This is a genomic window from Shewanella yunxiaonensis (assembly GCF_018223345.1).
GTDB classification, from domain to species: Bacteria; Pseudomonadota; Gammaproteobacteria; order Enterobacterales; family Shewanellaceae; genus Shewanella; species Shewanella yunxiaonensis.
Window position 1 is genome coordinate 2,803,118 of the sequence record NZ_CP073587.1, and the last position, 17,246, is coordinate 2,820,363.

Annotated in this window: 14 protein-coding genes; 10 read left to right on the top strand and 4 right to left on the bottom strand. The window is 44.4% G+C overall.

The features are described from left to right. Positions 1 to 87 precede the first annotated feature (87 nt). Positions 88 to 1,221, bottom strand: coding sequence for a chromate efflux transporter (gene chrA, locus KDN34_RS12875; protein WP_037444854.1), 1,134 nt, complete (start codon positions 1,219 to 1,221; stop codon positions 88 to 90). A 419-nt stretch (positions 1,222 to 1,640) separates the two neighbouring features. Here chrA and KDN34_RS12880 point away from each other — a divergent pair, with 419 nt between their 5' ends. The 3 genes from KDN34_RS12880 (at position 1,641) to KDN34_RS12890 (ending at position 4,664) form a co-directional block, all read left to right on the top strand. Further along, positions 1,641 to 1,844: a hypothetical protein gene (locus KDN34_RS12880; RefSeq protein ID WP_037444851.1), complete on the top strand. Its 204-nt coding sequence runs from the start codon at positions 1,641 to 1,643 to the stop codon at positions 1,842 to 1,844. 205 nt (positions 1,845 to 2,049) lie between these two features. Beyond that, entirely contained in the window at positions 2,050 to 3,261 is a 1,212-nt protein-coding gene (locus tag KDN34_RS12885; protein WP_037444848.1) for an NnrS family protein, read from the top strand. A gap of 47 nt (positions 3,262 to 3,308) precedes the next feature. Beyond that, on the top strand, positions 3,309 to 4,664 hold the full coding sequence (locus KDN34_RS12890; RefSeq protein ID WP_407695807.1) for an ammonia-forming cytochrome c nitrite reductase subunit c552: 1,356 nt from the start codon (positions 3,309 to 3,311) through the stop codon (positions 4,662 to 4,664). 102 nt (positions 4,665 to 4,766) lie between these two features. Here the strand turns inward: KDN34_RS12890 and norR (KDN34_RS12895) are convergent, their stop codons facing one another. After that, positions 4,767 to 6,305 carry a nitric oxide reductase transcriptional regulator NorR gene (gene norR / locus KDN34_RS12895; RefSeq protein ID WP_133040658.1) on the bottom strand — a complete coding sequence of 513 codons (1,539 nt, stop codon included), beginning with the start codon at positions 6,303 to 6,305 and terminating at the stop codon, positions 4,767 to 4,769. Positions 6,306 to 6,529: 224 nt separating this feature from the next. Between norR (KDN34_RS12895) and hmpA the strand changes: the two genes are divergently transcribed. Continuing rightward, entirely contained in the window at positions 6,530 to 7,714 is a 1,185-nt protein-coding gene (gene hmpA / locus KDN34_RS12900; RefSeq protein WP_133040659.1) for an NO-inducible flavohemoprotein, read from the top strand. Positions 7,715 to 8,289: 575 nt separating this feature from the next. Here hmpA and norR (KDN34_RS12905) read toward each other — a convergent pair. Beyond that, positions 8,290 to 9,843: a nitric oxide reductase transcriptional regulator NorR gene (norR, locus tag KDN34_RS12905; protein ID WP_037444839.1), complete on the bottom strand. Its 1,554-nt coding sequence runs from the start codon at positions 9,841 to 9,843 to the stop codon at positions 8,290 to 8,292. Between the two features lie 189 nt (positions 9,844 to 10,032). On the opposite strand from norR (KDN34_RS12905), the gene norV reads away from it, so the two are divergent. The 4 genes from norV to KDN34_RS12925 all read left to right on the top strand — a co-directional run bounded on the left by norV (position 10,033) and on the right by KDN34_RS12925 (position 13,674). Beyond that, positions 10,033 to 11,490, top strand: a complete 1,458-nt coding sequence (gene norV, locus KDN34_RS12910) for an anaerobic nitric oxide reductase flavorubredoxin (protein WP_037444836.1) — start codon at positions 10,033 to 10,035, stop codon at positions 11,488 to 11,490. Further along, complete coding sequence (gene norW / locus KDN34_RS12915; protein ID WP_037444834.1) at positions 11,490 to 12,632, top strand: NADH:flavorubredoxin reductase NorW; 1,143 nt, start codon at positions 11,490 to 11,492, stop codon at positions 12,630 to 12,632. The genes norV and norW overlap by 1 nt, the downstream gene beginning before the upstream one ends. Positions 12,633 to 12,688: 56 nt before the next feature. Then, complete coding sequence (locus tag KDN34_RS12920) at positions 12,689 to 13,246, top strand: class I SAM-dependent methyltransferase (RefSeq protein ID WP_037444830.1); 558 nt, start codon at positions 12,689 to 12,691, stop codon at positions 13,244 to 13,246. 92 nt (positions 13,247 to 13,338) lie between these two features. Further along, positions 13,339 to 13,674: a DUF1971 domain-containing protein gene (locus KDN34_RS12925; RefSeq protein ID WP_037444828.1), complete on the top strand. Its 336-nt coding sequence runs from the start codon at positions 13,339 to 13,341 to the stop codon at positions 13,672 to 13,674. Between the two features lie 662 nt (positions 13,675 to 14,336). On the opposite strand, the gene KDN34_RS12930 is transcribed toward KDN34_RS12925, so the two are convergent. Continuing rightward, positions 14,337 to 15,062: a hypothetical protein gene (locus KDN34_RS12930; RefSeq protein ID WP_212594151.1), complete on the bottom strand. Its 726-nt coding sequence runs from the start codon at positions 15,060 to 15,062 to the stop codon at positions 14,337 to 14,339. Positions 15,063 to 15,701: 639 nt separating this feature from the next. Here KDN34_RS12930 and KDN34_RS12935 point away from each other — a divergent pair. Continuing rightward, the gene (locus KDN34_RS12935; protein WP_072670310.1) at positions 15,702 to 16,088 is read left to right on the top strand and encodes a hypothetical protein; all 387 of its coding nucleotides are present in this window, start codon (positions 15,702 to 15,704) and stop codon (positions 16,086 to 16,088) included. After that, positions 16,081 to 17,244 (top strand): hypothetical protein, encoded by a 1,164-nt coding sequence (locus KDN34_RS12940; RefSeq protein WP_212594152.1) that lies wholly within the window; start codon positions 16,081 to 16,083, stop codon positions 17,242 to 17,244. The genes KDN34_RS12935 and KDN34_RS12940 overlap by 8 nt, the downstream gene beginning before the upstream one ends. The last annotated feature ends 2 nt before the right edge of the window (positions 17,245 to 17,246 follow it).

Consider the following 17,246-nt stretch of genomic DNA (forward strand, 5'->3'; position numbering starts at 1 on the left):
GAAACGTTTGGGGGCAGAAGTGGTTAATCCGCAAAGAACACGAAGCCATGCCGACGGTGCAACCATCTTTCGTTAGTGTTTTATTCATCATGAAACCAGAGAACCTGCCATAACAAAAAACAGTATTGTCCAAAGTAGTGATAAGTTGAACTTCTTGTATATGTAAAATCCAGCAAGGATCAACGCAACATCGGTCAATGTGCCAACGGCACTGCTAAAAACTGGTTGATATAGTGCAGCAAGCAAAAGTCCAACTACAGCGGCGTTTACCCCTTTAATTGCTCCCGCGATTCTTGGTTTACTTGCAAGTAGTTGCCAATTCCTCAACACGCCTAACAGCAGCAGAAATCCCGGCATAAATATACCAATAGTTGCTACCAGAGCTCCGATAATAGAGCCTGAAGACATCACATAACCGATATAAGTTGCCATTGTGAACATCGGCCCTGGTACAACTTGTGCTGCGGCATAGCCCGTCATAAAGGCATCCTGAGAAACCTGCTCACCAACCAATCCCTGGAGAAGTGGAAGAACGACATGACCACCGCCAAAAACGAGGCTACCAGCCCAAAAGAAGTTGCTAAATATCGCTAAAAGCGAGTGAAATCGCGTTGTTAGCGGCAAGCAAAAAAGCAGGAGCAAAAATAGAAGCAGTGGCATTACTGACGGTTTAAATGATCCACTTACCGCAGTAGCAGAAGCAACCAGATAGCGACTGCCAATCAATCCAGCAATCATCAGCAATATCATTTGAGTGCTGATTTGCGGTACAAGTAGCAGGACGCTAGCAGTAACAATGCAAATGCCAACAGTAAGTCGGCTTTTGCAGAAATTGCTATACATCCCCCAAACGGCATCAGCAACCACTACAACCGCTAACAATTTGAGGCTATGAACGACACTCTCATATACTTCTGAATCAAGAAAATGACGACTGAGCATTGCCAATAGCAACATGATAGTGACAGACGGTAAGGTAAAGCCTAAAAATGCAGCTATTGCTCCGGATAAACCACCTTTTTTATAGCCAAGTGCAAAGCCGACCTGACTAGAGCCTGGTCCCGGTAAGAACTGACTGAGCGCAACGATTTGAGCATACTCACTATCTTCCAACCATTTGTGTTTTTCCACAAAATACTGTCTGAAGTAGCCAATATGAGCTGCCGGTCCACCAAAGCTAATCCAGCCAAGAAAGAAAAAGCTTTTAAATATCGACCACATTGTTGATTATCCGATTTGGCATTTTAGCCTATTACTGACGCTCCCTGTCGTGAATGTCAATGCAGACAATCTAAGGGCAACGGATGTACCCAAAACTGTTCAAGGCCACTAACTTCTGTACAGCGATGAAACCCCGTTAAACGGGCACTCTGCATTTCCACACCCTACATTTGGTCACTTTGTAGCATTAGTACAACTTGGTCAGAATGAGTAACCGCCGTCTCATATCAAGTGGCGACTTGTAGCTCTTGAAATTATGCTGTTTAAAACGCACCACTTTGTAGTCCTTACGCTGTACCCACAAAGAGATAAATTTACTTATTAAAGCCAAAAAAATCTTGTATCAAAAACACACAATCTTTACATTTACGATACAAAACCTTAAAAATTTGTGATATTTCCGTGACGGAGAAAACGTTATGAAGACATTAGCGTTAACTATTCCGCAGGAAGCACCAGTTTGTATGGATACACTTTTCGACTACGTCCGCACATGGCACTCCAACAGCTACGTTTATGAACTCGGACAACTTGAAATCAAAGTTGAAAAAGAAATTATCCAAAGCGAGCTAATGATATTTCGCGAACATTTTCCTTGGCTAAACACAAACATAATTAATTGACGAGAGTATTTTGAGTAGTACAAGTTATTCCCTGAGAGCCAAAGGTCATCTGGAGTATTCACCGGATCGATAGAAATATCCCAAATCTCAATGGTCGTATCAAAGTGAGATGTTGATACCAAAATTGGAACCTAGATTTGGTATGGTGATGCCAAAACAATAAGCTGCATAATATATACACCTTTGGTTTTGGCAGTAACTGAACATGTTGAATATTGATGATCCAAGCAAAGTTGCTAAAACACCGGCCATTTGGCGCTTAGGTTTTCGGCCCTTTTTTCTTGGTGGGGCGATTATTGCTGCTCTCTACATTCCTTTGTGGGTGATAACTTGGCTCTTACCATCATACTCCTTATTTGAAGATACATTCTGGTCGCCAATCCTACCGTTGTGGTGGCACCCCCACGAATTACTATTCGGATTTGCCATGGCAATTGTGTCAGGATTTTTGCTGACAGCAGTACAAAACTGGACAAATCAGCCATCTCTTAAAAATTGGCCATTAGCGCTAACATTTTCTTGTTGGGCGTTGGCACGCTTGAGCTTGCTCATCCCTACACCGCTCCCCATTATTCTGCCCGCCGTATTCGACATACTATTTTTAGGAATAGTTGGCTCCACCTTATGGAGGAGTATTTATAAGGTAAAACAGTGGCGCAATATTGGATTTCCACTGATGATTATTGTCGCATTATGTATCAATATTCTCAGTTACTATTCATTGTATGTCCGTGATTTTATTCTGGCACACCAAATTTGGCAGTCTATGCTTTGGTGGCTTTCGTTACTGATCACGATTGTTGGCGGTCGAGTGATTGGCTTCTTTACTGCAATGAGATTGAATGCAATCAAGCAACCCGCATTACCTTGGGTAGAATATCCGTTATTACTGATCATGCTCACGCTGGTTTTACAAGCATTATTCGAGCTATTACCAAGTGCATTTATCCAAGTGCTGCTATTCATTGCGGGTGTACTCCACCTGATCAGAGCTTCTCGCTGGATGCCGCTAAAATCTTTCAGGGAACCACTGCTTTGGTCCTTACACATTGCTTATTTTACGTTGCCAATAAGCTTACTGATGATGAGCTGGTATTTTAACGACGAATTTGCTTATCGCTGTCTGCTACACTTATTCGCAATTGGCGGCATGGCAATGCTTTGCCTATCAATGATTTCGCGAGTTTCACTCGGCCACACTGGGCGGAATATCTACCAAGGACCCAACATGCGAATCGCATTTATCTGTCTGCCTTTGGCTGCAATTTTTAGAGCCATCATGCCGATTTACTTTCCCAGCCAAACCCACCTTTGGCTATGGTTTGCAGCAGTGTTCTGGTTTGGTTCATTTGCCATTTTTGTGTACCACTACACCAAGATTTTAACGCGTCCAAGAGTTGATGGACGTCCAGGATGATGCAAAACACTTTGGATAAATTGAACGTGAGACCATCTATGAAAATAATGTCGCCTCTGAACCTAAAACTGTGGTTATTCATTTTGCTTGGTGCCTCCGGCAATGCTGTTGCAACCGATGGAACAACTGATATAGCTAAATCCTACCCAAAGCAGTACAAAACGTGGGAAGCAACGCAGGAGCAATCAGAGCGAGAAGATGTACTAGCAAACAACCCGCGAAATGTCATTCTTTGGGCAGGGTCTTCGTACGCCAAGGAATACCACACACCTCGTGGCCATCAATTTGCTGTAGCCGACGTGAGTCATACACTCCGAACCGGCGTTGCGCCAAAGGCAGGAGAGAAAGGGCTATCTGCGAGTTGCTGGACATGTAAAACTCCGGATGCGCCACGCCTGATAGGCGAACTTGGCTTTGAAGGTTATGCAGCGAAAAACTTTACCGATTTAGGCTCTGAAATAAAAAATGTGGTGTATTGCAGTGACTGTCATGAATCGGGCTCAGAAAAGCTAACGTTGCCGCGCCCTCACGCCCGTGACGCGATGGCCAAAATCCATCAACCCTTTGAACAGCAAAGTGCCACAGTTCAAGGTGCTCAAGTCTGCGGGCAATGCCACGTTACTTATTATTTTCGCCCAGAAAAGAGCAATGTTGTTAACATCCCTTGGATCTTTGGTAATTCCGCTGATGACATAGAAAAATATTACGACACTCGTCGATTCTATGAGTGGATCCATCCGATTTCAAAAACGCCAATGCTTAAAGCTCGTCATCCAGAGTATGAACACTGGAATCGCAGTAAACATGCGGAACTTGGTGTAACCTGCGTCACCTGTCACATGCCTGAAGCAATCGATGAAAATGGTAAAGCATTTACTAACCATAAAGTTGATAAGGCCATGCCCTACTTTAAGAGCAGTTGCAAAGGCTGTCATAGCAGCCAAGAAAAAATGAAGCAACGCCTTACGAACTTGAAGCACGAGATAAATGCTAAGGCAAAAGACGTAGAAGAACTACTGGTTAAGGCGCACTATGAGGCCAAAGCCGCATGGGTCGCCGGCGCGAATTGGGAACAGATGAATGACGCCATAATGGACATTCGTCACAGCCAATGGCGCTGGGATTTTGCCATGTCATCACACGGAATTTACGCTCATAACCCAGAGGAAGGTAGACAGCTGCTCAATAAAGCTATCGAACAGGCAAAGAGCGCACGTAGCTCTTTGTCAAAAATATTGAAGCAACTCAAAGTCGAGCATGTCTATTATCCCGACATCAGTAGCAAAGCCAAAGCCCAACAAGCCGTGGGGATAGATGAAGCAGAATTAGTCCTTGAGAAAAAGGCGTTCATTGAGGAAGAAATCAATAAGCACTGGGATCCGGTTGCCCAGCGCGGTTACTAACTAACTGCATGATATTCCCCATCCTGATATTTAGGGATGGGGAATAAGCTGGATTTTCTTCATGCCTCTGCAACTTTTTAACACTGATTATGTTTAAAAATGTCATTTCAGCCCAAGCCGCCTCGCGAGCTTATGTAAATTGCTAGGGTCAAGCTTTAATAAACGGGCTGCTTCCGCCCAATTATCTTGTGTTGCTGCCAAAGTCTGTTGGATAAACTGACGTTGGAAATCTTCGATACTGTCCTTTAATGAACGTCCAGAGAGCACTGACGGTTCAGGCGACGTGCTATCGAGAGCTTGACTAAAATCACGAGGATACGTAAGCAATTCTTGATCCAAATGACGCGGTTCAATGGTCACAATTTCGGTCTTATTGGCACCTTGACTTACTGTACGCAAAGCTGCTCGGCTGATAACATGTTCTAGCTCACGTACATTCCCAGGCCATGGATAGCGCTGCAACAACTGCTCCGTCGCAGGTGCCAAACGTAAACTGCGAAAACTGAAGCGACTACGATTCAATTCCACAAAATAACCCGCTAATAACAGGATATCATCTCCGCGTTCTCTTAGTGGCGGAATGACCACCGGATACACGGACAGGCGATGGTATAAATCGGCACGAAAATCTCCTCGTTTGACCATCTCTGCCAAGTCCCGGTTCGTGGCGGCAACAATACGCACATCTACTTTTATTGGTTTATCTGCGCCTAAGCGCTGGATTTCACCGTTTTGTAGTGTTCTCAATAGCTTGGCTTGAACGGTCAACGGCAGCTCACCTATTTCATCAAGAAACAACGTGCCACCATCGGCAGATTCCACGCGACCAGCACGTTCTGATGCGGCCCCAGAAAATGCACCTTTGACATGGCCGAACAACTCACTTTCAACCAATGTTTCCGGCAGAGCAGCACAATTGACGTGGATCATTGGAGCAACTTTACGCTGGGAACGCTGATGTAAGCGCCAGGCAAATAGCTCTTTACCAACGCCCGTTTCCCCTTGGAGTAATACAGGTAGATCTGAAGTCGCCACAACATCTAGCTCTTTCAATAAGTTTTGTACCTGTGGATGCTGCCCAATCAGCTCTTGACTAGCGGAAATGCTACCATTGTCCTGTTTCAGTTGCTCATCAAACTGTCGTAATGCCCGCATTTCACTTTCAAGTCGATTAACTCTTAGGATGGTTTCACAATACACCGCAAGTTGCGGTATGAACGCTATCTGCTCGGCGCTAAAATGGCCTTTATACAGGGAGTCAAGCGTTAACACCCCCCAACATTTACCATCGGGCCATAAACTAATGCCCATACAGTCATGTACCGGCAGCGGCACTCCTTGCTGTGTAGCTAACAATCCATCATAGGGATCTGGTAGAGCACTGTCGGGAGCAAAATGTACTAGTTTGCGTTGCGATAAAATAGCCGACAACCGTGGATGATGAGCCACTGCAAAACGGCGTCCACTGGTTGTAGTCACTAAACCTGCGAGAGCCACAGGTTTCAGAATGTCGCCATCAAGTTGTAGCAGTCCGACTGCGTTACAGTCTAACAACTGTTGAACCTGATCAACGAAACGCTGTAAACGAACCGGCGGTGACAACTCGAGCTTTAAGTCACGAAAATCTAATGGGAATAACATGGTTCATTTTACCCTAATGGTAAATTATACCTATAATTATAGGGTGAAATTCACCATATAAAAATATTCATTTCTATATATTTCAACTAATTAACACTTGGCACGTCGTTTGATATAGACCAAGCAGAACAGTGAACGCCTCAGTATGAATTAACCCGTAATGACGTCACTGCTTTGGCATCACATCTCGGTGATTGCATTTTCATTTTCAGGAGTTGAAGTTTATGAATGAACAGCAAAAAGCTTTGGTTCGCGCGACTATACCAGTATTACAAAGCAGCGGTGTCGCCTTAACTAGCCATTTCTATCAGCGGATGCTAAGCCATAATCCCGAACTAAAACACATCTTCAATCAGGGGCATCAGGGCGCAGGTCGTCAACAACAAGCACTGGCAGGTGCCGTGCTAGCCTACGCTCAACATATCGATGATCCCTCAGTATTACTCCCTGTGGTCGAACGTATTGCCCATAAACATGTGAGCTTAGGTATTCGCGCCGAGCACTATGCGATTGTTGGCAAACATTTATTGACCAGTATTCAAGAAGTCCTCGGCGACGCGGCCTCCGCCGAATTGATTGATGCTTGGGCGGCAGCCTATGGCGAATTAGCACAATTGTTTATTGGGTTGGAAAATACGCTTTATCAGCAAAGTGTTGATAACACTGGAGGTTGGAGTGGCTGGAAACCCTTCCGTATCGTGCGCAAACAGCCTGAAAGTGACGAAATAACATCTTTCTATCTGCAACCTATTGATGGAGGCCGTCTGCCGAACTATCAACCCGGCCAGTATATTAGCGTCCGAGTATATGTTGAAGAGTTAGGGATTTTCCAACCTCGCCAATACAGCTTGTCAGATATTGCCGGTGGTAGTGCATTGCGTATTTCAGTTAAACGCCAAGGTGCCGGAGAAACTTCACCCGAAGGCAAAGTTTCCAACCTGCTTCACAGCCAATATGATGTGGGTCAGATTGTTGAGTTATCTGCGCCAGCTGGCGAATTCGTCCTACAACAATCTTCCGAACGTCCAGTAGTATTGCTTAGCGGAGGTGTCGGTATTACACCAATGATTGCTATTGCTCGTACGTTGGCACAACAAGGTAAACGTGATATCCATTTCGTACATTCAGCGCGTAACCGTCACGTACATGCGTTTAGAGACGTCAGCGATTCATTGGCCGAAAAAGGGGCAAAAGTACATTACTTCTATGATCAAACTGACGCACAGGATCAACATGTCAGCCCCGCACCATTTGCGTTAACCGATGTCCTACCTGAAGCACCACATGATGCAGAGTATTACCTGTGCGGTCCTGCTGCGTTTATGCGTCATTATCTTTCAGAGTTAAAAGCCCACGGTGTACCAGAAACGCAAATTTTCGCGGAAGCTTTTGGTTCTGGCGGCGTATAAACCATTTAGCTAAAGGGAGCATGAGCAGTCCCTTTTTAACATTATAAAGCAGCTCAAACATAACAAGACGCTTAACTAAATTAGTTGGGCGTCTTGTTGTATTCGAGTCGAACAGGCTTGCCACGGCTTCTCATCAGGTGACGGTGGGATTCACTGAAGTAATGATGCGTTGCGGCATTTTTTGTAGCACAACAAAATCTGCATGTTATTAAGACATCTCTTGATTGCATGAATATTTGAGTAATCTCAGGCCTTACCAAACGGAGTTAGGGACATAAATGCCATCGCTATTACGGCGTTGGTAGATAGCATAGGCTTGGTGCTGCCAATAGATTTCCATTACGAAGGTTTTCGTTCCAAATACTCTGTCCATGAGCATCGTCCTTTGATATTCCGACGTTCCAAGAACTAGCGAGTCGTCTAAGGGCCAACAGCCAGCTAGATCAAGGAGAGCAGAAAGAACACTGGTTTAATGTATTAAACTTAGCTGTGGAAAATTCCAATTACGTCACGAGGAACTTGAATGATACGAAATTGTAGACCAATTCAATTAGTGTCAAATGGTTACAAAATCGTTATTTTAAGTTGAGACGTTTCATTAACCGGTGCAAATTACCCGGATTGACTTTCAACTGCTCTGCAGTAGCACTTAGCTTCTTATCATTCTCCAGATAAGCACTCTGCACAAGCTGTGTCTGAAATAGATCAATGGCCTCTTTTAATCCTAGGTGCAGATACTCAGTTGTATTAGTTACCCACCCACCGTCAACCGGCAGGGAGTCAATAACGTGCTGGTTTGTCATCTCAATAGAAAAGTTAAAATGGTGCGGAAGCAGAATTATCTGCTCAGATTGGGTATTAGACTTTGCAATCACTGACGCTCTGTTTATCGCATGTTCCAGTTCACGGACATTACCGGGCCAGCTGTAATTCTGAATAACGGTCAGGGTTGCCGCATCTAGGCTGATATTGGCGACACCTAACTTATGTGCGCATCGCTCCGCGAAGAAGCCAGCAAGCAATACAACGTCTTTATCACGTTCTCGTAAGGGAGGCACAAAAACAGGAAAGACACCCAGTCGATGGTACAGATCTGCTCTGAAATTACCTTGCTTCACTTCTTCATGCATTACCCGGTTAGTGGCAGCAATAATTCGGACATTTACCTTGATATTCCGGTCATCGCCGACTCGCTGTATATCACCATACTGAAGAGCGCGGAGTAGTTTGGCCTGCAGTGAAAGAGATAGTTCACCAACTTCGTCCAGAAAAAGGGTGCCATTATCTGCCAGTTCAAATTTACCCTTACGGTTACTAATGGCTCCAGTAAAAGCCCCCTTTACATGCCCAAACAACTCACTTTCGGCCACAGATTCCGGGAGCGCCGCGCAGTTCAGGTATACCAAGGCATTGTCCGAGCGACGGGATTGGCTATGAAGCGCATTTGCTACCAGTTCCTTACCTACGCCCGTTTCCCCCATGATCAGTACCGAGAGATCAGTATCTGCCACTGCATCAATTTGAGATTTAAGCTCCAGCATTGGTGAAGACTGGCCAATAATCTCTTCAGGGTAATTTAGTTTTCTTGACCGCTTTGGGGATGCAGCTCCAACCCCAGCAGTCCGTTCCAATTGCTCCATCAATAAGGCCGTATTCAGGCTGCTGGCAGCCAAGGCACTCACAATCCGAAGATCATCATTGTTAAAATAATCAAATTGAGCCGGATCAAAAGCGTCGATGGTAACAGCACCAATTAAACGATCGTCCAGCATTAGCGGCAGACCGATACAGGAGTGAACCTTGAGCTCCTCCTCATGATTGGGTATCAGGCCGTCATAGGGATCGGGCAGATCACTATCGGGGGGAAAACGCACAATATCTCCAGCCCTAGCTATGGCCTCAAGGCGGGGATGCTTCTCAATATCAAACCTGCGCCCAAGTACATCCTCACTTAGTCCATTAATCGCCAAAGGTACAAACTGCTGATTGCGGAATAGTAACAAGGCTGAAGCATCACATTTCAGAGTATGGCGGATAGTAGAAAGTAGTCGGTCAAACCTATCCTGATCAGAAATACCGGAAGTTATGTCCAGCGCAACCTGTACCCATGCGTTACCAAGCTGTTCCATGACTATATCCTCACCCTTAAAAATTATCTAAACGACAATATTATTATCATATTGATAACTGCAATAAAATATCAAAATGACAAAAAGAATAAGCTGATAAAGTTATCTTGATGATATGAAAGGGATAATTTTTTGGCACGCTTCATGCCCTTATAAGACAAACCTTCACAACTGATTTAGGGTAAAAAGATGACGATTCATGTAAAAAACAATATTCACTGGGTTGGACAACGTGACTGGGAAGTTCAGAATTTCCATGGTACAGAATATAAAATGACAAAAGGAACCAGCTACAACAGTTACCTGATCCGTGAAGAGAAAACCGTACTGATCGATACGGTTGATCACCGTTTTAGCTACCAGTTCCTACAGAACCTAGAGATGGAGATAGATCTGAATGATATCGACTTTATCGTGGTAAACCATGCAGAGGAAGATCACTCAGGTGCTCTATCTGCACTGATGGAAAAAATACCGGGAACTCCCATCTATTGTACTGAAGCAGCAATCGACTCTATTGTCGGACATCACCACCATCCAGAGTGGAATTTCAAAACCGTCAAAACTGGCGACAGTGTTGATATCGGTAACGGAAAACAACTTATCTTCATTGAAGCCCCAATGTTGCACTGGCCTGACAGTATGATGACCTATATGACAGACGATGCGGTCCTATTCAGTAATGATGCTTTCGGCCAGCATTACTGCGATGAGCACCTGTTTAACGATGAGGTAGATCAAAACGAATTGATGGATCAGTGCCTTCGTTACTACTCCAATATCCTGACGCCATTCAGCAACCTAGTGACAGCGAAAATCAAAGAAGTTCTAAGCCTTAATGTACCTGTGGATATGATCGCCACCTCCCACGGTATCGTGTGGCGTGATAACCCGACTCAAATTGTTCATCAGTACCTTGAATGGGCAGACAACTATCAGGAAGAGCGGATCACCATTTTCTACGACTCAATGTCTAACAACACCCGCATGATGGCCGATGCAATTGCTCAGGGAATTCATGATATTGACCCGCAAGTGGCGGTAAAAGTATTTAACGTATCTAAACACGATAAAAACGAAATTCTGGCAAATGTGTTCCGCTCCAAAGGAATATTCGTTGGCTCATCCACCATGAACAATGTAATGATGCCCAAAATTGCCGGTATGCTGGAAGAGATCACAGGCCTGCGCTTCAAAAACAAGAAAGCAGCTGCATTCGGCAGTTATGGCTGGAACGGAGGTGCCGTTGACCGCATTCATGCCCGCTTGACCGATGCAGGATTTGAAACAGCCTTAAGCCTGAAAACCAAATGGCGCCCAGATGGAAAAGCTATGCGTGAATGTCGTGAACACGGCCGTCAGCTTGCGAAGCAGTGGGCACTGAATAACGAAACACTGATAGAGACAAAACCTGCACCAAGTGAATTGGCAGAACCTTCTGACAGTAAGGTACACCCGACAAATTGCCAGTGCATGATTTGTACTGTGTGTAATTGGATTTACGACCCTGCAATTGGCGAACCCAATCAGGGCGTTGAACCTGGTACACAGTGGGACAACGTACCAGACTATTTCCTTTGTCCAGAGTGCAATCTGGGTAAGGAAGTCTTTGCGAAACATGCGAACAATGACCAGGAGGCAGCCTGATGTATCCTCCTCTGATTATTATTGGGAGCGGCTTTGCCGCTTACCAACTGATAAAAACACTTCGTCGTAAAAATAGCGATATGCCTATCCAGTTATTTACCGCTGATAACGGGGACGAGTACAACAAACCGGATCTGAGCCACGTGTTTACCCGCCAGCAAAGAGCTAGTGACCTTATCACTATGACGGGAAAAGCATTTGCTACCCAGCAAAAAATTGAGATCTTTGCCAATACCAGAGTAGATAAGATTGATACCGACAATCACACCATTACCGCTAATGGCATCTGTTATCACTACTCCAGGCTTGTTTTAGCAACCGGCGCCAAAACCTTTATTCCTATATTGACTGGTGATGCGACTGCAGAAGTTATTACGCTCAATAGCCTAGAAGAATATCGTGTTTCTGAACAACGTGTTACACAGGCACAACGAATCTTAATCATGGGCGGCGGTCTTATTGGTACTGAACTGGCGATGGATCTTTGTTCCGCAGGTAAGAAAGTACAGATACTGGATCCGAGCCCCCATCTTATGGCCAGCATGATACCTGACTTTGTCGCTACAGCCCTTGAACAGCAGTTACGGAACGATGGGGTCCAGATTGACTGTCTGGACCATGTCATCAGTGTTGAATATGACCAAAGCTGTCTAGTTGCCACGACCAGAAACGGCTTACGCTACAAAACTGACTGCATAATCTCTGCCGCAGGACTGGTACCCAACACAGAACTTGCAAAAAAAGCCGGGTTAACGGTGCAACGAGGCATTGTTGTTGATAAGACACTGCGAACTTCGGTTGACAATATCTACGCCCTTGGGGATTGCGCCGAAATTAACGGCAAGGTGATGGCATGTATGCAACCTATTGTACTCAGTGCAAATGTGCTGGCCAGTCAGTTACTTTCCAGTACAGGAGAGCTAAGCCTTCCAGCCATGATGACTAAAGTGAAAACTCCTCGCTATCCGATCCAGTCTGGTGGTAACTGTGACTCCGCAGCGAGTTGGCAGGTGAATATCAACGAGCACGGCATTCTGGCCAGAGCCTACAATCATAGCCAGCACCTGACCGGTTTCGTCGTTACTAAAGACAATATAAGCCAAGCTTTCCCGCTGCTACGAGAGCTTCAGGCTGCTAACTAAGCGAATTGATTATTGTCGTCCGGTTAAATCAATCCATACATAGTGAGTAGATAAGCATGATGAATATCAGCTTCTCAGAGCCCGAAAGGCTAAAAGCAATTTTTGATAGCGAGAACCGAGAAGAGTGGCAAAAAACCAGCCATATCATTCGCAGCCTTGCGCTGAAAGAAAATGAAATTATTGCCGACATAGGCGCCGGCACCGGTTATTTTTCCGAAATTTTCTCGCATACAATCAAGGAAGGGAAAATCTATTCAATAGATTGTGAGCCCAATATGGTGGCCTATATGCGAAATAGATTTTCTAGTGAAGCGTTCAACAATATAAAGGTCATCTTGTCGCAACCGGACGACCCATCCATTCCCCCTAGGGTCGATACCGTGTTTATCGCTAATACCTACCGTTTTATCCAGAACCGCGATGCGTTTCTGAATAAGATGCGAGAACAGACGAGTCGGAAGACCAAGTTTGTCATCGTCGATTTTAGAGGCAGTAACGCACGCGTATCACCACAACTAGCGATTGATGAAGTTCAAAGAGCTGGATTTGAAGTGGTGGATTTTGATGTGGCGGGATGTCCAGAACACTATATTTTAACCTTCACGTTAAATTAGTAGCCGATTCCTACTTTTGCTATGCCTGCTTGTTAGACAGCGATTAAGTGTTTATTCAACCGCGAAGCGGATATTTATAGAGAAGAAAGATTATGAGTCACCAACGAATTCCAAAGAACTGGACCATTCAACGCTCAACACCATTTTTTACTAATGATAATGTACCCACAGCACTGCTTTCTCACCATAACACAGCAGCAGGTGTTTTTGGCCAACTCTGCGTGATGGAAGGTGTTGTAACCTACTACGGGTTTGCTGATGAAAACGCAACTGAGCCTGAAATTAAGATCGTTATTCCTGCAGGTAGTTTCGCTACTAGTCCGCCACAATACTGGCATTGTATTGAACTAAGCGATAACGCTCAGTTTAATATCAACTTCTGGTCTGATTCAGATAAAAAAGACCAACGGATGTACAACACCAAATAATAGTCGTAAAGCGGGCCAATCTCTCATTACCCTGCGCGTCAGTGATAGACTCAGATGGGTAGCGGTTGCCGCACCCAAATACCTCAGCCACGCTCCAGAAATCGATGAGTCAAGGATCTGAAGCAGCATAACTGCATCCAGCTACGTACCGGCTTTGGTGTTATATACCAGTGGAACTTTGAAAAATGGCAATAAGATGCGCCATCGATGTACCAGGTCAGTTATGCGTAAATGAAACGGCTATAGGTATGATATGGCGCTTGCTGGCAGAGGTATTAGGTACTTTTGGAAGAACGCATTGGACCTTTTTTGGAGAGTAGCACTCTACAAGTTGTATTGCCCGATTGGACACCAGTAGAAGAGCCGTTTTATCTCTATTATCCGGGCTGTAGACAAATACCGCCTAGCTGGAAAGAGTTGATTGATATCTTAAGAACTGACGCTAAAACGTGGGAAAGATGAACACTTGTCAACTAAACCGCCATTACAAAAATTAGGGCTAGTTTCGCCCCATGCTTAGTTCCGTCTTGAAGGTGCGAAAAACGGAATGGGGCAAAGATGCGTTAGCGATTCCTGTGCAGGCATACTTTTGAACAAAATTCCGCTTCTAGGCATTGTAGATTAGCAAACCATAAATCAACTAAGCTCTTAATATAATTAATCTAAAATCTGTAATCATTTAACGGCCAAACCACTCCTCTTTCAAATGATTGCATGTCCGTATTTAAACTCGGCACATCCAGCTCGTATGGAATCGCACCTAAATATCCATTGGAAAACCGTCTAACAATATAACCACTCAGATCTTTCTTGTAATCGGTAGGTATACACTGAGGCCATACACCACATAACAGTATTAAGTTAAACGATAAGTAGTGCCTGTCATAATTTGCACTTTCATATGAAATAGAAAGAGAAAGACCGTTACCGTACTTGACCTGAATTTGTACTAATTGACCATTCATCTTCAAACGAAAGTTCCCAAGTAAAAATATCAAACAGAAAACAAAATCACGGAAGCGTAGTTCGTTTCTAGACTCTATCGCATGGTTAATTCCAACGAGAGCAAAGATAGAACATAAACTAGCCTTAACTTCATCAAGAACGCCAATCCCGCTATTTCTTTGTTTCGGTAGATCTGCTCCATCAAAAGTTTCTAGAGTATTATCATCAAAAAAATCAATGACATCTTGGAATGCTGTGATCACTAGACCTCGGTCTTTTTCATCTGGATGAGCTAAAAAATCACCTAGCTCTCGAAAGATGCTTCCTTTAGGTGTGTAATCTCTAGCTAATACAATAAACATAGCAATATCATCTTGATCAAAAGATCTATTGATGAATTTTTCATAGAAACGTTCAATGTGATGATGTGTGTATTTATTCATTTCAACCACTAACTTAACAGATGTTTTTTCAGTCTATATGGGTTAATTATATTGGGTCAAACTAAGGACAAGTAAAGCGAGATAACTATCGCTCCAAACACAGAATGGGGCATAACTTTCTTCGCCTCAACTTAGCCCTGTTCATAAGCTTTAAAAACCTGAGTTTAGCAACAGTGCAACGTTCCCATAGACCTCCTAGTTAACCGTGCAACGGCCCCACATACGCTCTCAGACCAACGAAAAAGTCCGCATACAAGTGATTTGGCCTTCATTTTGTTCAGTAAACGCCCCCAATTGGGCTTTGTGCAGCCCCTATCGTGCAACCATCCCATGGGTTTAAGGGGTTAATCGTGCAGCCAACCAATATATCCAAGGCTTAAACGTGCAACGTTCCCACATATGCCCTTGCAGTGGCGTTACATGTCACATTTTACATTCGTGACATGTAACGATACATAAATATCTTTTTAAATTCATATATATACAATCAACCGGCAACACCAACCTAGCTCAAAATCTGGAAATTCCCTTCTGACTCTACAGACAAGACATTTGTCCAAATCGGGCAGTTTGGCGTGCCAATCTCGGCGGTTATCAGCGGGATAATGGCTCCGTCCACTAAGCACGGGAGTTATTTTTATGAAGTTAAATGGCATTGAACTGCTCAACCTAGCTGTAGCACATGAGCTAAGAGAAGTTTGGGTCGTCAGGTTAGACCCACCCGATCAGCCCGGCAATCGAGGACCAGATGGAGAACTGCTCTGGCCGGAGGTTTTGCTGTGCAAGAGTTCTGACGATGCAACTCATTTGGCTGAGTACCTAAGCAAAGCAGCCTTTGATGATTTTTCTGATTTTATGGCCGCAGAAGAAGATGGGGAAATCCATTCAGAACCTCAGGACGCAGATCAGTACATAGTTGCGCTCTGTAAAAGCATTCAAAGGTACAGATACGCTTGGCTGGTAGAGCCGAGCATCAATAGCATCTCACAAATCACCTTGCTCAAGGAGGCTTTTCAACATGATTAAAAAGTCATTGAGTTTGCTGGCCTTTACATTAATTGCATACTCAAACATTACACTTGCTCAAGAAAACGCCACTGTGGGCCAAAAATCCTCACAGGAAAAGCGCACCCAAAAAGAAACCACGTTGAACGATGAGACAAGCATGGAGTTACAACGCCAAAAGGGAGAGGAAGCAAGAAAAGGTGAGGAAAAAAGAGACACGACTTCCACGTCAGCTCGACATGCAAGCGAAGCATCATCTAGGCAGCAATATCAAAATGCTCGCCGTCTTTCAGTAAAAACAGCACCACTTTCTATTCTCATAGAGCTATTTGCCTATGTCGAAAAAGGCAAATCTATAAGAGGGAAAACAGCAAACCTCATCAGAAATTGTTCGCTCATTACAAACCCACAAGCGCCACAATTTCCAGAGCTAGAACCCAAACCCCTAGTTACAAGCGTGCAGGCCTGCATGGCCTGGAACAAAGAAAAAACACTGGGACAATGCCAAGTTGAGTTGCAGCAGGCAGCTTTCAACTGGGCGACCACTGGCATGCCTTCATCCATAAGAGTTCCATCTGAACGACTGAAAAAAGAAGGGGTTTGCTGGGCAGTCTACGGACTTGTAGCAGAAGCAACGCTGGATGAAATATCAAGCGGGATTTCGGTCAACGGAAGTGGCAAGTCAGCGATAAAAATGGCGCTTGCCAAGGCAATGAGTAAACAGCTCATACGTAATGACTTACCAGAAAAGGCCTTGAAGATAGTAGATAGACAATTTGGAAGGAACTGCGTAGTGCCATCTACACGAGGGTATCAGTATGAAGGAAAATACGAATGGTCTTGTGGCTCTTTTTCTGCTGATCCAAAAAATCTGTCAGCTTCAATCGGCGAGTTCACTGTCTTTGGCCGAGGAAACTCACTCTTTGGAGAGTCATGGGAGCTGGAGACATCATTAAATCACGACACTCTTTTTTCATTATCGACTACCAGAACTAACTCAAAAGAAGCATCAACGTCTAATGCTCATTATGCAAGTACCGACAACCGCTCATCCAAGTCCCGTAATCTTTCAATGAGAACGTCTGAACGATTACAAACCGAGGAAGCATCCAATCTCAGCAATTCCACGGAGGCAAGCTTCACAGTGTCTCAGCCAGGCATAAAAGGGGGTAATTAAAA

Coding starts and splice junctions, on each gene's coding strand:
- hmpA (WP_133040659.1), top strand. CDS start 6,530: ATGAATGAACAGCAAAAAGCTTTGGTTCGCGCGACTATACCAGTATTA.
- norR (WP_037444839.1), bottom strand. CDS start 9,843: ATGGAACAGCTTGGTAACGCATGGGTACAGGTTGCGCTGGACATAACT.
- chrA (WP_037444854.1), bottom strand. CDS start 1,221: ATGTGGTCGATATTTAAAAGCTTTTTCTTTCTTGGCTGGATTAGCTTT.
- KDN34_RS12885 (WP_037444848.1), top strand. CDS start 2,050: ATGTTGAATATTGATGATCCAAGCAAAGTTGCTAAAACACCGGCCATT.
- norR (WP_133040658.1), bottom strand. CDS start 6,305: ATGTTATTCCCATTAGATTTTCGTGACTTAAAGCTCGAGTTGTCACCG.
- KDN34_RS12880 (WP_037444851.1), top strand. CDS start 1,641: ATGAAGACATTAGCGTTAACTATTCCGCAGGAAGCACCAGTTTGTATG.
- KDN34_RS12940 (WP_212594152.1), top strand. CDS start 16,081: ATGATTAAAAAGTCATTGAGTTTGCTGGCCTTTACATTAATTGCATAC.
- KDN34_RS12890 (WP_407695807.1), top strand. CDS start 3,309: ATGTCGCCTCTGAACCTAAAACTGTGGTTATTCATTTTGCTTGGTGCC.
- KDN34_RS12935 (WP_072670310.1), top strand. CDS start 15,702: ATGAAGTTAAATGGCATTGAACTGCTCAACCTAGCTGTAGCACATGAG.
- norV (WP_037444836.1), top strand. CDS start 10,033: ATGACGATTCATGTAAAAAACAATATTCACTGGGTTGGACAACGTGAC.
- KDN34_RS12930 (WP_212594151.1), bottom strand. CDS start 15,062: ATGAATAAATACACACATCATCACATTGAACGTTTCTATGAAAAATTC.
- KDN34_RS12925 (WP_037444828.1), top strand. CDS start 13,339: ATGAGTCACCAACGAATTCCAAAGAACTGGACCATTCAACGCTCAACA.
- norW (WP_037444834.1), top strand. CDS start 11,490: ATGTATCCTCCTCTGATTATTATTGGGAGCGGCTTTGCCGCTTACCAA.
- KDN34_RS12920 (WP_037444830.1), top strand. CDS start 12,689: ATGATGAATATCAGCTTCTCAGAGCCCGAAAGGCTAAAAGCAATTTTT.